This window comes from Bacillus sp. Bwzl_19, assembly GCF_054900515.1.
This window is the reverse complement of the sequence record NZ_CM142729.1, coordinates 48,322-61,068: the sequence shown is the minus strand read 5'-3', so window position 1 is coordinate 61,068 and position 12,747 is coordinate 48,322. Positions and strand designations below refer to the sequence as shown.

The 12,747-nt window shown below is 44.9% G+C and carries 16 protein-coding genes; all 16 read right to left on the bottom strand.

The window, feature by feature from the left end; all coding sequences use genetic code 11:
• Positions 1-50: 50 nt before the first annotated feature.
• Positions 51-281 (bottom strand): anti-sigma-F factor Fin family protein, encoded by a 231-nt coding sequence (locus tag ACW5MY_RS00335; RefSeq protein WP_013350764.1) that lies wholly within the window; start codon positions 279-281, stop codon positions 51-53.
• A gap of 61 nt (positions 282-342) precedes the next feature.
• Positions 343-909, bottom strand: coding sequence for an aminoacyl-tRNA hydrolase (pth, locus tag ACW5MY_RS00330; RefSeq protein WP_013350763.1), 567 nt, complete (start codon positions 907-909; stop codon positions 343-345).
• Between the two features lie 84 nt (positions 910-993).
• Positions 994-1,602 (bottom strand): 50S ribosomal protein L25/general stress protein Ctc, encoded by a 609-nt coding sequence (locus ACW5MY_RS00325; protein WP_013350762.1) that lies wholly within the window; start codon positions 1,600-1,602, stop codon positions 994-996.
• Between the two features lie 84 nt (positions 1,603-1,686).
• The gene (locus ACW5MY_RS00320; protein WP_013350761.1) at positions 1,687-2,640 is read right to left on the bottom strand and encodes a ribose-phosphate diphosphokinase; all 954 of its coding nucleotides are present in this window, start codon (positions 2,638-2,640) and stop codon (positions 1,687-1,689) included.
• Positions 2,641-2,661: 21 nt separating this feature from the next.
• Complete coding sequence (gene glmU, locus ACW5MY_RS00315; RefSeq protein ID WP_013350760.1) at positions 2,662-4,032, bottom strand: bifunctional UDP-N-acetylglucosamine diphosphorylase/glucosamine-1-phosphate N-acetyltransferase GlmU; 1,371 nt, start codon at positions 4,030-4,032, stop codon at positions 2,662-2,664.
• A gap of 190 nt (positions 4,033-4,222) precedes the next feature.
• On the bottom strand, positions 4,223-4,516 hold the full coding sequence (gene spoVG, locus ACW5MY_RS00310; protein WP_004264660.1) for a septation regulator SpoVG: 294 nt from the start codon (positions 4,514-4,516) through the stop codon (positions 4,223-4,225).
• Between the two features lie 195 nt (positions 4,517-4,711).
• On the bottom strand, positions 4,712-5,092 hold the full coding sequence (ridA, locus tag ACW5MY_RS00305; RefSeq protein ID WP_004264663.1) for a 2-iminobutanoate/2-iminopropanoate deaminase: 381 nt from the start codon (positions 5,090-5,092) through the stop codon (positions 4,712-4,714).
• On the bottom strand, positions 5,089-5,946 hold the full coding sequence (purR, locus tag ACW5MY_RS00300; RefSeq protein WP_013350759.1) for a pur operon repressor: 858 nt from the start codon (positions 5,944-5,946) through the stop codon (positions 5,089-5,091). The genes ridA and purR overlap by 4 nt, the downstream gene beginning before the upstream one ends.
• 55 nt (positions 5,947-6,001) lie before the next feature.
• A complete protein-coding gene (gene ispE, locus ACW5MY_RS00295) occupies positions 6,002-6,871 on the bottom strand; it encodes a 4-(cytidine 5'-diphospho)-2-C-methyl-D-erythritol kinase (RefSeq protein ID WP_013350758.1) in 870 nt (289 codons plus the stop codon).
• Positions 6,872-7,015: 144 nt separating this feature from the next.
• Positions 7,016-7,204 carry a small, acid-soluble spore protein, alpha/beta type gene (locus ACW5MY_RS00290; RefSeq protein ID WP_011996172.1) on the bottom strand — a complete coding sequence of 63 codons (189 nt, stop codon included), beginning with the start codon at positions 7,202-7,204 and terminating at the stop codon, positions 7,016-7,018.
• A gap of 162 nt (positions 7,205-7,366) precedes the next feature.
• A complete protein-coding gene (veg, locus tag ACW5MY_RS00285; protein WP_003218330.1) occupies positions 7,367-7,627 on the bottom strand; it encodes a biofilm formation stimulator Veg in 261 nt (86 codons plus the stop codon).
• A 210-nt stretch (positions 7,628-7,837) separates the two neighbouring features.
• Positions 7,838-8,713 carry a sporulation peptidase YabG gene (gene yabG, locus ACW5MY_RS00280; RefSeq protein ID WP_013350757.1) on the bottom strand — a complete coding sequence of 292 codons (876 nt, stop codon included), beginning with the start codon at positions 8,711-8,713 and terminating at the stop codon, positions 7,838-7,840.
• A 173-nt stretch (positions 8,714-8,886) separates the two neighbouring features.
• On the bottom strand, positions 8,887-9,768 hold the full coding sequence (gene rsmA, locus ACW5MY_RS00275) for a 16S rRNA (adenine(1518)-N(6)/adenine(1519)-N(6))-dimethyltransferase RsmA (RefSeq protein ID WP_013350756.1): 882 nt from the start codon (positions 9,766-9,768) through the stop codon (positions 8,887-8,889).
• Positions 9,758-10,321 (bottom strand): ribonuclease M5, encoded by a 564-nt coding sequence (rnmV, locus tag ACW5MY_RS00270; RefSeq protein WP_013350755.1) that lies wholly within the window; start codon positions 10,319-10,321, stop codon positions 9,758-9,760. Before rnmV ends, rsmA begins: the two co-directional genes overlap by 11 nt.
• A 134-nt stretch (positions 10,322-10,455) precedes the next feature.
• On the bottom strand, positions 10,456-11,775 hold the full coding sequence (locus ACW5MY_RS00265) for a G5 and 3D domain-containing protein (protein ID WP_014471348.1): 1,320 nt from the start codon (positions 11,773-11,775) through the stop codon (positions 10,456-10,458).
• Between the two features lie 134 nt (positions 11,776-11,909).
• Positions 11,910-12,677, bottom strand: a complete 768-nt coding sequence (locus ACW5MY_RS00260) for a TatD family hydrolase (RefSeq protein WP_014469598.1) — start codon at positions 12,675-12,677, stop codon at positions 11,910-11,912.
• Positions 12,678-12,747 lie beyond the last annotated feature (70 nt).

Genomic DNA, 12,747 nt, shown 5'->3' with positions numbered 1-12,747 from the left:
TTCTGCAAGAACAGAAAAACGCTTTGGTCTAGAATCTACACCAAAGCTTCTTATTGAATAAATGTGTTGTGTTCATGGTAGTGCGGATTCCGTTCCAGCGCCTCTTGGCAGTCTTCACAAATTGTAAGAACATGGAGATCTCCATTGTCTTTATATGAAATCATATCGTTTCTTTCCTCATTTGTTAAGTGCTGAAATCCAAGTGACTGTGTCGGCACCGTCGTATATTCCAGGCTCCCTACCTTAATACCGCAGTGGCGGCAGAAATAATGCAAAGCCATACATTGGACCTCCTGATGTGAAAAAATCATTTTTCCCTAGTATGGTCTCCCATTATTTATCTTATACATTTGCGTTGAATTCGTTCATAACTTCTAAAAATGGTTTCGTTAAGGAAGCTTCGCAGGCTTTTACCGTTTTTGAGACAGCATCATTGATATGCGGCGCTTCTTCTTTCGTAAAAGCTCCCAGCACATAGTCAACGACTTTCATCCCGTTGGCGGGACGGCCGATTCCGATTCTGACCCGGTCAAATTCAGGGGTTCCAAGGTGCTGAATAAGTGATTTAATTCCGTTGTGTCCGCCTGCGCTCCCCTTCGTCCGGAGTCTGATTTTCCCCGTAGGAAGATCAAGGTCATCGTATATGACTTTCAAATCTTCATGGTCGGCATCATAATAATCCAACAGCGGCCGCAAACATTCTCCTGATAAATTCATATATGTAAGCGGTTTAACAAGTAGAACTTTTTTTCCGGAAACAAAACCCATTCCGTAAAGTCCGTTGAATTTCGTTTTATTCAGTTCAATATTCCATTCTTTAGAAAGCTCGTCAATGGCCATAAAGCCGACATTGTGTCTCGTGTTCTCATAGGTTTTCCCCGGGTTACCCAGACCGGCAATCACAAGCATCGTAAATCCTCCCTCAACATCGCTGTAATTCTTCTCATTCTAGCACAAAAGACGTAACCTCGGGCGGGTTACGTCTTAAAGCACTTATTGATTTTCTCCTTCGGGCTCTTCCTCAGGAGATGGTTCTGCATCTTCTTCGAATGCTTCCTGCTTAGGAGGAAGGATGGAAGCCACGACTTCTTCCGGATCGTTCGTAAATGTATAATTGCCGTCAGCAGTCAGATCCGCGATGGTCAGCACATCATTCATTTCCAGTCCGGAAATATCAACATCGATTGTCTGAGGGATGTCCTTCGGTTTAGCCTTAATCGAAAGCTCATGCAGCGGCTGCTGGATGATACCTCCGTCTTTGACTCCTTTCGCCTCTCCCGTCAGCTGAATCGGCACCTCAGCCTCCAGCTCTTCACTCATATTCACGACTTGAAAATCGGCGTGCGTCAATTCGTTTTTGAGCGGGTCTGTCTGAAGCTCAGTCACCATAACCGATTGCTGATTTCCGTTGACATCAATTGTGATAATCGTGTTTTTTCCTTCGTCCCGCAATGTTTTAAGCAATTCGACACTGTCTAAAGAGACAGGTGTATTCGTTGTTTCTTTACCGTATATAATCCCCGGAACGTGTCCTGAATGACGGATTTTCCGAAGCGTCGAACGTTTAAAATCTGTTCTTTCATTTGCTTTTAAAGTTGCCATATTCAGCACCATCCTAATTATCGTTTTATCGTCCTATTAGAACAATACCCACGATAGCCGGAATTTAAACCTTAAACTTTCGGTTTAGCTGAATAAATAGCTGACAGATTGTTTCTCGTGAACGCGGATAATCGCTTCAGCCAGAAGCGGTCCGACAGAAAGCTGTTTAAAGCGTTCGATTTTTTTCTCCTCAGGAAGCTTAATGCTGTTCGTCACGACAAGCTCCTTGATTTTAGAGTTATTGATCCGCTCAACGGCAGGGCCTGACAATACAGGGTGCGTACAGCATGCATACACTTCCGCAGCTCCGTTTTCAACCAGCGCGTTTGCGGCAAGTGTGATTGTGCCGGCCGTATCAATAATATCATCGATCAGAATCGCTGTTTTTCCTTCCACGTTACCGACGATGTTCATCACTTCTACCTCATTCGGTCTAGGACGGCGTTTGTCGATAATCGCGATCGGCGCTTTCAGACGGTCCGCAAGTTTGCGGGCGCGCGTCACACCGCCGTGGTCAGGTGAAACAATAACAATATCTTTCAAGTCTTTACCTTCAAAATAATGGCCTAAAATCGGAACACCCATTAAGTGGTCAATCGGAATATCAAAGAAACCTTGAATTTGCGGCGCGTGTAAATCAAGTGCGATTACGCGTGTCGCTCCCGCTGTTTCAAGCAGGTTTGCAAAAAGTTTTGCCGTAATCGGTTCACGTGATCTTGCTTTTCTGTCCTGGCGCGCATAACCGTAGTACGGGATGACAATGTTGATTGTTTTCGCGGAAGCGCGCTTTAAAGCGTCAACCATAATCAGCAATTCCATGATGTGCTCGTTGACCGGCGCACTTGTAGACTGGATGATGTAGCAATCACAGCCGCGAATACTTTCTTCTATGTTGATCTGGACCTCTCCGTCACTAAATCTTGTAACAGAGCACTTTCCTAATTGAACTCCTACATTATCCGCGATTTCTTTTGCAAGTTCTGGATTTGAATTCAAAGAAAAAATCTTTAAATTCTTATCTCCGTATTCGTTAGACATGGTAAACCTCCGATTTTAGGATTATTTTTTATGAATGTTTTTCACATAATCTTCTTTATTTACTTGTCTTGCTCTGGCAATGGCAAGCGCTTCGCCCGGCACATCTTCTGTTACGGTTGAACCCGCAGCGACGTACGCGCCTTCTCCCACTGTAACAGGAGCTACCAGATTGGAGTTGCAGCCTATAAAAGCGCCGTCTTCAATTTTGGTTAAATATTTTTTCTTCCCGTCATAATTGACCGTGATGGAGCCGCAGCCCAGATTCACGTCCGTACCTACTTCGGCATCACCGATATAGCTTAAGTGAGATGCTTTGCTTCGGTCGCCGAATTGTGTTTTCTTGATTTCAACAAAGTTGCCGATTTTCACTTCATTGCCGATTGCAGAATCGGGTCTGATGTGAGCAAATGGACCGATATTTACATCATTCCCAACTTTGCTCCGATTGACAACGGATTGTTTAATCACAGTACGGCTGCCGATTGAGCTGTCCTCTATCTCAGTGTGAGGGCCGATGACACATTCATCGCCGATTTCAGCTTGTCCCTTTAACACAGTTCCGGGATAAATAACTGTATCTTGTCCGATACGTGCGTCAGGTGAGATGTACGTATTCATCGGATCAATTAAAGTGACTCCGTTTTGCATATGACGTTTGTTGATACGCTCTTTCATATACATTTCAGCCTGAGAAAGAGCGACTCTATCATTCACTCCGAGCGTCTCTTGGAAGTTACCAGTCTGGTAAGCGGCAACAGTTTCGCCTTCGTCTTTGAGGATTTCGATAACATCCGGCAGGTAATACTCGCCTTGGGCATTTTCATTCGAAACCTGTTCGATGACACGAAAAAGAGCCTCGTTATCAAAACAGTACGTTCCCGTGTTGATTTCTTTCACAAGACGTTCTTGCTCCGAAGCATCCTTATGCTCCACGATTTTTTGAACGGCGCCGTCTTCGCTGCGGATAATTCTTCCGTATCCGGCGGGATCTTCGGCAACGGCCGTTAAAACCGTGGCTTTCGCACCTTTGTTTGTATGTTCATTCAGCATGGCTTCCATCGTCTCCGCCGTCAGAAGCGGTGTATCGCCGCAAATAACGATCGTGACACCCTTCTCCCCGTGAAGAAATGGTTTTGCCTGCTTGACTGCATGAGCCGTACCGAGCTGTTCTGCTTGGATTGCGTAATCGCTTTTCTGTCCGAGCTGCTTCTTCACATCTTCGGCGCCGTGTCCTACGATGGTGACAAGCTTCGCTAAAGATAATTTCAGAGCTTCGTCTGCGACGTGCTCTACCATAGGCTTTCCGCATACCGGATGAAGGACCTTATAAAGCTTCGATTTCATTCTCGTTCCTTTTCCGGCAGCTAAAATCACTGCAAACCGCTTATCCATTTAATGGCCTCCAATATCCCTTTTATCCATAGAAAAATATATCCTAAATAGCTGTTGATTTCAAGAAGACATCAAAAAGTGCAAGAATTTTCTATGTAATCGCTTTATTACTGAAAAATCAGATTTAAAAAAGGACTGCCGGAAAAGGCCTTGTGTCAGCCTTTATCAGCAGTCCTTACATTTTGTTATTTTAAGAAGCCCCGGCTTCTTCATATTCTAATGCTTCAGAATCACCCAAGCGATGGTACTCATTTAAAACAGCATCCTGGATCTTGCCCCGCGTGCTGGAATTAATAGGATGAGCAATATCGCGGAATTCTCCATCAGGGGTGCGTTTACTCGGCATCGCAACGAAAAGACCATTGTTTCCATCAATCACACGAATATCATGTACGACAAATTCGTGATCCAGCGTGATGGATGCAATCGCTCTCATGCGACCATCGGTATTCACGCGGCGTAATCTTACGTCAGTAACTTCCACAGTAGTTCACCACCTTTTCCCTATATAAAAGCATTAGTCTAACAATTCCACGATTCTCTTTAAATTCCTGCACGTTTCAAAAAGTTTTTTTGAAAATATAGGATATACATACACAATTAGGTGATAAATCATATTCGGGAATCATATACTGCATAAAAAAAGTGATTCCGGAGTCCGGAACCACTTTTCTGAGATTTAAGATTTCACCAGCGCAATGACTTCAATTTCCACGAGAGCGTCTTTCGGCAGTCTCGCCACTTCCACACAAGACCTTGCCGGCTTATGTACATCAAAGTATTGTCCGTACACTTCATTCACTTCCGCAAACTGCTCCATGTCAGCAATAAACACCGTTGCTTTTACAACCGTTTCGAGAGAAGCACCCGCTTCTTTGAGGACGGCCTTTAAATTGCTGAACACCTGATGCGTTTGTTCTGTGATATCACCGTTTACCATTTCTCCTTCAGCAGTAAGAGGAATCTGGCCTGAGCTGTAAAACATGTTATTTACGATGATGCCTTGTGAATATGGCCCGATGGCTGCCGGCGCGTGTTTCGTATGGATTGCTTTTGTCATTTTTCTGTCTCCCCATTCTTTAAATGCTGTTCTTTAAAAAATCGCAGAAAATTGCCGTTTTGAATCTCAATCGTTTTGTCTTTCATGTTGATGGTTGAAAGGGTAAGCAGCGACATGTATTCATCGACAAGCCGTTCATTCACTCCCTCAGCTTCAACCAAGACGCCTATACCCGCGACGTTCGCATTAAACTCATCAAGCAGGCTGATCATGCCGTTAATTGTGCCGCCGGCTTTCATAAAGTCGTCAATAATCAAAACGTTCGACCCCGTGGCCAAACTTCTTTTCGCAAGCGACATTGTTTGAATGCGGTTAGACGACCCTGATACATAATTGATGCTCACTGTAGAGCCTTCCGTCACTTTATTGTCTTTTCGTACGATGACAACCGGAACGTTCAGATAACTGGCCGCTGCGTAAGCAAGAGGGATTCCTTTTGTCGCAACGGTCATCACCACATCAATCTCCCGCTCCGCAAAAACGGAAGCAAAAAGCCTGCCTGCATTAGAGAGGACAGAAGGTTTGCCTAAGATATCCGTTAAATATACATAACCGCCCGGAAGGATACGCTCAGGATTTACTAAAGACTGTCCCAGCTCCTGTATAAACGCTTCTGCTTCAGCCTGTTTTACTTTCGGAATATATTTGACGCCTCCGGCAGCTCCCGGCACTGTAAGCAGCGTCCCAATGCCTTGCTGTTCGAAGGTCTGTTTAATAATTGTTAAATCTTCACTGATTGATGACTTTGCTGATTGATACCGTTCTGAGAAAAACGTTAACGGTATTAATTCATGCGGATGGGTTAACAAATAATTTGTTAAGTCCACCAATCTGCCGCTGCGACGAAACTTCATGAACTTACCCCCAAAATCCGAATAATTTAAAAATAATATAACTTAACATACGGATTTAATCAAGAGCATTCTGTTCGCCGATCATCCGCACCGCGTACACCTGATCACAGAAACCTCTTAACCCGTTATAAATCCGCTGCACCTTTGATTCGTATTGAACCAAACCGAATACAGTCGGTCCGCTTCCGCTCATTAACACCGCGTCAGCGCCGAAGCGTTTCATTTGATTTTTAATCATCGCCACCTCGGGATGAAGGTTGAGCGTAACCGATTCCAATACGTTTCCTAATTGTCCGCAAACCTTTTGGAAACTTTTTTCTTCAATTGCGTCAATCATCGCTTGTACATCCGGATGCCGAACCTGCTGCAAGTTCAGCCGGCGGTACACTTCGGCAGTCGATACCCCAATCGTCGGTTTGGCAAGCACGACCCAGCAATGAGGCGGAGCACTGATATGCCTGATCTTCTCACCGCGTCCTGTTGCCAGGGCAGTTCCGCCGTATACACAGAAGGACACGTCTGAACCGATTTCAGCCCCAAGCTCCGCGAGCTCTTCAACAGAAAGCTTTAAATCCCAGAGTCTGTTCAGCCCTCTGAGCGTGGCTGCTGCATCGCTGCTTCCGCCGGCAAGCCCTGCTGCTACAGGTATCACTTTTGTAATCATAATAGAAACGCCTTTTTTGACTTGGTACCGTTCTTTGAGCAGTTTGGCTGCCTGATAAGCCAGATTCCGCTGATCATCGGGAACAAAGCGATTATGCGACGCCACTCTGATCACGTTTTCGGGCAGTTCTGTCAGTTCAATCCGATCTGCCAAATCAATTGTCGTCATGATCATCTCCACTTCATGATAACCATCCGGGCGTTTACTCGTTACATCGAGGGACAGATTGATTTTGGCCGGCGCTTTTTCTAAAATACGCATAGCTTTCACCTACTTCTCCATCTAAACATAAGTATGAACATTGTATCACATTTGGAGACCCGGAGGTACTTATCCGAAATTGGCGCTGATTTTGACAGCCGATAGAAAAAAACCGGGGAACGGATTGTCCCCCGGGCCACTGCATTATCGGTTATTTTGGTTCTGAGCCGCCATCTGCTGTTCGGCAATCTCGATTGCGCGCTTTACCATATTCCCGGCATCGCGCGCCCGAATGCCTCCCCAGCCCTCGTTTTTCACCGTATCGTAAAAACCAAGGTCCTTTGCCAGCTCATATTTGAACTCATCTGACATAACTCCACGACGTCTGCCCAAACGAAACAACCCCTTTTATAGAATTGATCACCATTCGTGCACGCCACGATAAAACATGTGACATCTATAGCTTCCGTTTAATCGGCTGAAACTTTCGAGGGAATAATTAGAAGAGCTTTAGAAGGCAAAACAAAAAGCAGTAAACAAAAGGTTCACTGCCCATTAAAATGCTACTGAGCTTGCCGCATCATCATTGAATGTCAATTCAACAGTCTCAGTAAGAATATCAGCATAACTGTATGAAACTCTTTCAAACGAGTTCTCGTCTTGATCTAGTTGTATCACAAAAACAGAAGGGTACGTCTCAGCTAAAATGCCCGAACGCTCAATCGTTTTTCGGCGGCCGCCGTTTGCTTTTAACGTAAGCCGTTTACCTAAATTCCCATCAAGCGATCTTTTTATATCGGACAACGTCTTCGCCATTGCATCCACCTCACTACATTTATTGTACAACAAGAGCCCAATTTTGTCAAATAAAATTTAAATTATATCAACGTTATCAAGTCATTGTCAACAAAATTATTTTGACAAAATTCTATTGATTTCTACGTTATTTTTCGCAAGTTCCGGTAATTTATGTATCAATATGTAAAATAATTAACCCGCATAGCGAAATTTATGCGGGTTTTTCACTCATCCATTTGATTTATACGGCATACCGACACGCAGCACACCTTTCGTTTCAATTCCTCCCAGCCCTTTCTCTCGTGTCAGAGTGTTTCTCAGGACATCCCACACATTGATCCGCTCCATAAACGGAGTGAAGCTGATTTTTGCGACAATATAGACCGGGTCAAGCGCATGGATGTTGACGCGTGACGGTGAACTTGCAAAATTCGCACCCGCTCTGATTAAAGACTCGAAATGGGATTGGCAGGCACCCGCGAATATCACCAGCTGGTCCAAGTGAGGGACTTTCCGCCTCGCTCGTTGAACGGTTTCGACAAAATGTTTGGAATGCCTGTAGGCGCTTAAATCGTTCACGCCTCCCTTATGCTTGGAATAAGCATCGTGACCGGTGATGACTAAAATATCCGGCCGGTATTTGTCGAGCAGCTCCTCTATTGAGGCCGCCATTTTTTTCTCATGGCAATGAATCCCGTATACAGGCACACCGATTTTTTCGTAAAAGTTCAGGCACTTTTTCAAATAAGCCTCATCGCCGTCCAGATGCAATACCTTGCCGGGCATATGAAAGTAGTGCTCCTGATGCTGATATTGATTTGTCGCGTAATATTCCTGTTTTTCCCGAAGCAGCTTATAATCCTGGCGGAGCAGCTCGAGAGATTCATTCATCCTGCTTTCATCTTTCTGCTTTCTCACGGCCTGTTCGTCTTTTCTTACAGGCTCTAAATCAGAAAAATCAGCATCCGCAATCAATCTGACTTCGTCACCATGCAGGATGGCAATTGAATTTCCTTTGCTTGTTTGCTCTATGCCGATAATGCGAAATAAAACATCCATTTGATAGGATTTCCTGGCTACCATATCTCCTATTTGAAATTGCACATTACCCACTCCACAAATAGACTAAGCCTCATCATGAAAGAAGCCTTATCAAATGCACCTCTTTCCGCTGCGGCGCTTGATGTTTCAAGCTTTTCTTGCAGTTGAATGAATAAGGTTCTTCTCTAGCCTATGTAGCGGCAGTCCAAGTGGTGACGCAAAACAAAAAGCCCTTCTTAGAAAAGGGCTTTATACAATCCGTTGGACAGGAGCGCGAATTCTTCTATAGACAGGGATTCACCGCGCCGCTTTCCGTCAATATTCGTTTCTTGAAGGACTTCTTCAATTTGAGGTTTTTTCTCTTTTCCGCCCGGGAGATTGTTCACAAGGTTGTTCAGCAAAGTTTTCCGGCGCTGAGCGAAGCTTGCTTTAATCAGCTGGAAGAAAAATGATTCATTGTCGACGTCCACCGCCGGGCCGTCACGCAGCAAAAGCCGGATGACCGCGGAATCGACATTAGGCTGAGGCACAAACACCGTTTTCGGCACGGTCATGACGGTCTTGGCCTCCGTGTAGAACTGAACCGCAATGGAAAGAGATCCATACTCCTTAGAGGAAGGATCTGCGGCCATCCGCTCAGCGACCTCTTTTTGCAGCATCACGACAATTCCTTTTAACGGAAGATGTTCTTCCAAAAGCTTCATGATGATCGGTGTCGTCACATAATACGGGAGATTCGCCGTCACCATAATTTCATCACAGTCCTGAAACTGCTCTTCAATAACTGACTTAACGTCTGCTTTCAGCACATCATGATGAATGATCGTTACATTGTCATAAGGAGACAGCGTGTCATTGAGAATGGGCAGGAGGCGCTGATCAATTTCAAACGCGACGACCTTTTTCGCCCGTTTGGCAAGCTGCTCTGTCAGCGCGCCGATTCCGGGCCCGATTTCAATCACACCGGTCCGATCCGTTATTTCTGCATGGTCCACAATCCTGTCCAATATGTTTGTGTCAATTAAGAAATTCTGTCCAAGACTCTTTTTAAAAGAGAAACCGTACTTTTTCAGAATTTCCTTCGTTCTGATAGGTGTCGCGATATCTTTATTGTTCATCCTGTTCCTCCTGCATCATAGCATCGAGCGCATCAATAAAATCACTTCTTTTGATTTGAAACATTTGCAGCCGTTTTTGAAGCTGTTTGCCGTTTGTATATCCGATTTTCAGCAGGTCGCCCAAACGTTCGCGGCGTCTTTTAGCAGCCGGCCCGCCGATCAGACCGGCCTGTATTAAATCTTCAGCTGAAATCTCACTCGGCTTTGCCTCCATCTCTTCATGCACATTTTCCAGACATGCTCTGATGCTTTCAATGGATGCGTGCTCAACGCCTATTCCGCGCTTGTTTTTCGGTTTGGCAAGATGTTTGGGCAGAAATGCGTGTTTACAGCCGGGCACTGCTTCAGAAATGGTTTTCCGGATCTTTTCCCCGGGAAAATCCGGGTCCGTCAGCACGATGACCCCTCTCGTTTCCTGCGCCAGCCGAATCTGCCTGATGACTTCGTCTCCGATCGCTGAACCGTTCGTCTCGATCGTGTCCGCATCAACGGCAAGTTTTATGCGCGCGGTGTCATCGCGTCCCTCGACTACAATAATTTCTTTAATTTTCATTACTTCCTCCAAAAAAACTTTTTATATCCAAAACGAAACCTTTGCTTACATGTCACGTCTAATATACTGAAAATACACTTTACCTATTATAACGAAAAAAACAGAGGGCGCAAAACCCTCTGAATGAATCGGAATTAATTTAAGATTTTTATTTTGACCTGTTTTTTCCCCCAGCGGTAAGCCGAAGATTTTTCAGGGAAAAAGACATCAATCCGTCTTCCTTTAATGGCCGAGCCTGTGTCAGCGGCCACAGCGTCCCCATATCCGTCTACGTGGACTCTTGTGCCGAGCGGAATGACGCTTGGGTCTACCGCAATGACTTTGGCATTCGGATTACTTGTCAGGTTAACGCCTGTAGCCGTATGGCCGGAACAGCCGCTGCAGCTTGCGGTATATGCCGTGGAAGACACGGTAATCACTTTACCGGAAGATCCGGCTTCGCCCGAAGATGCCTTTGCACTGAGCTGCTCAATCTTGGGACTGTGCCGCTTTGTGCCGACCGCAATGATCTGGTCTTTGCTTTTTTCAGATGTTTCTTCTTTAACAAGCTTTCTCGATACTTCTTTTCCATTTTCTTTAACAACATGAAAATGCTTTTTAAGCTTGCCTTCTTTTCCTTTTTGAACGATCTTTTCTTCCCCGCTGTCGAGTGACGCATCTTCTTTTTCTTTCACTTGATACGCTATTTTTTCCTCAACTACATCGGTGACTTTTTCGATACGAGTGATTTGTATGCCGGCTTGATCTTTTGTGAGCTTTTCGTGTAATGCCGGTTTTACTTTATCTTCGTCTTTCATGTCCATCTTATGCTGCGTTAAAAAGTCAGCGACCGTAGTCGAAGTCGTCCATATTTTCTTTTTCTTTCCCGCATCATTTACAGTGACCTGAAAAGCCGGATCTACCGTGACTTTCATGCCGTTTGTCACTTTCGTATCTGCTGCCGGATCTATTTTATCGTGCTGATTCACAGGTGTATGCTGTTCGTCTAGAAATGCGCCGACTGTTTTTGCCGTTGACCATAAAGTCTTTTCTTCTCCGCCTCTTGTCACGCGGATCTGCTTTGCAGCTTCATACACGACATTCATGTTGTCTGCCAATGCTGTCTGCTTAGAGGGGGTAATCCGGTCTTCATTTCTCGTCTTTATATGTAAATCTTCCAGAAGTTCCCCAACTGTTTTTGCATGAGTGCGTATTTGCTTTTTCTTGCCGTTGATGGAAACAGAGACTGATTGTTTTGAGAGCTCATGCGCCCCGTATGCAGTCCCGGTTCCTCCCAGCAGAATAATAGCTGCAATAAGAATAACCTTGCTTTTACCAAGCTTTACGGAAAACAGTTTTTTCATTTTTTGTGTGATGAAAAACGCCTCCTTCTCCTCGGAGAGATTATATAGAGTATCTAAAATGCTGTCAACCCTCCCATCTCGAAGATCAAAAACCTTCAGCGTATCCCTCATTATGCAAAAACAAAGCAAAAAAAGGAAGAAAGAGATATCGACAACCTATCTTATGAGAAGAAGGAAGCTTGTAGAACTGTTTGATATATCCTCTGAATCGGACAAGCCTTTACACGTTACGACAGCGCATTCTGTCAGTTCATGCGGAAAAGTCTTTTTGCATTTTCAGTTGTAATCGAAGCAATTTCTTCATACGTCAGTCCTTTTAATTCAGCGAGCTGTTCCGCAACATATTTCACGTAGCTTGGCTCATTCCGTTTGCCGCGGAAAGGATGCGGTGTCAGGAAAGGGCAGTCCGTTTCAATCAGCAAGCGGTCATTCGGAATTTCCTTTGCCACTTCTTTTGGTTTCTTCGCATTTTTGAAGGTGACCGGTCCGCCGAATGAGATATAGAAATTCATATCCATACACTGCCGCGCAACCTCCGCGCTGCCCGTAAAGCAGTGCATAATACCGCCGACTTCTTCAGCCCCCTCTTCTTTCAAAATCGTGACAACATCTTCCGTTGCATCGCGATTGTGAATGATGATTGGAAGGTTCACTTCCTTGGCGAGCGCGATTTGTTTTCGGAACACCTCTTTTTGAATATCCTTTGGTGATTTGTCCCAGTGATAATCAAGGCCCATTTCTCCGATTGCCACGACTTTTTCGTGAGAGGACAGTTCCTTAATCCACGTTAAATCTTCTTCTGTCATGTCGATTGCATCTACCGGATGCCAGCCGATCGCAGCGTATATAAAGTGATATTCCTCAATCAGTTCCATCGCCCGCGTGATAGTGGGTTTGTCGAATCCGACAACGACAATTCGTTCAACCTTTTCAGCCTTTGCACGAGCAATGACTTCCTCAAGATCTGTGTCGAATTGCTCGGCGTTTAAGTGCGCATGTGTATCAAAAAGCATCATAAAAACTCCTTTCTTGTTGAAAAACAAAAGGTGTTCGACGGAATGTTACACGTGAAACACCTTTTGC

Bases quoted from the DNA above. Each gene is read 5' to 3' on its own strand.
- rnmV (WP_013350755.1), bottom strand. From the start codon at position 10,321: ATGAAAATTAAAGAAATTATTGTAGTCGAGGGACGCGATGACACCGCG.
- ACW5MY_RS00325 (WP_013350762.1), bottom strand. From the start codon at position 1,602: ATGGCAACTTTAAAAGCAAATGAAAGAACAGATTTTAAACGTTCGACG.
- rsmA (WP_013350756.1), bottom strand. From the start codon at position 9,768: ATGAACAATAAAGATATCGCGACACCTATCAGAACGAAGGAAATTCTG.
- glmU (WP_013350760.1), bottom strand. From the start codon at position 4,032: ATGGATAAGCGGTTTGCAGTGATTTTAGCTGCCGGAAAAGGAACGAGA.
- ACW5MY_RS00265 (WP_014471348.1), bottom strand. From the start codon at position 11,775: ATGAGGGATACGCTGAAGGTTTTTGATCTTCGAGATGGGAGGGTTGAC.
- veg (WP_003218330.1), bottom strand. From the start codon at position 7,627: ATGGCGAAGACGTTGTCCGATATAAAAAGATCGCTTGATGGGAATTTA.
- ACW5MY_RS00335 (WP_013350764.1), bottom strand. From the start codon at position 281: ATGGCTTTGCATTATTTCTGCCGCCACTGCGGTATTAAGGTAGGGAGC.
- ispE (WP_013350758.1), bottom strand. From the start codon at position 6,871: ATGCGTATTTTAGAAAAAGCGCCGGCCAAAATCAATCTGTCCCTCGAT.
- pth (WP_013350763.1), bottom strand. From the start codon at position 909: ATGCTTGTGATTGCCGGTCTGGGTAACCCGGGGAAAACCTATGAGAAC.
- purR (WP_013350759.1), bottom strand. From the start codon at position 5,946: ATGAAGTTTCGTCGCAGCGGCAGATTGGTGGACTTAACAAATTATTTG.
- ACW5MY_RS00320 (WP_013350761.1), bottom strand. From the start codon at position 2,640: ATGTCTAACGAATACGGAGATAAGAATTTAAAGATTTTTTCTTTGAAT.
- ridA (WP_004264663.1), bottom strand. From the start codon at position 5,092: ATGACAAAAGCAATCCATACGAAACACGCGCCGGCAGCCATCGGGCCA.
- ACW5MY_RS00260 (WP_014469598.1), bottom strand. From the start codon at position 12,677: ATGCTTTTTGATACACATGCGCACTTAAACGCCGAGCAATTCGACACA.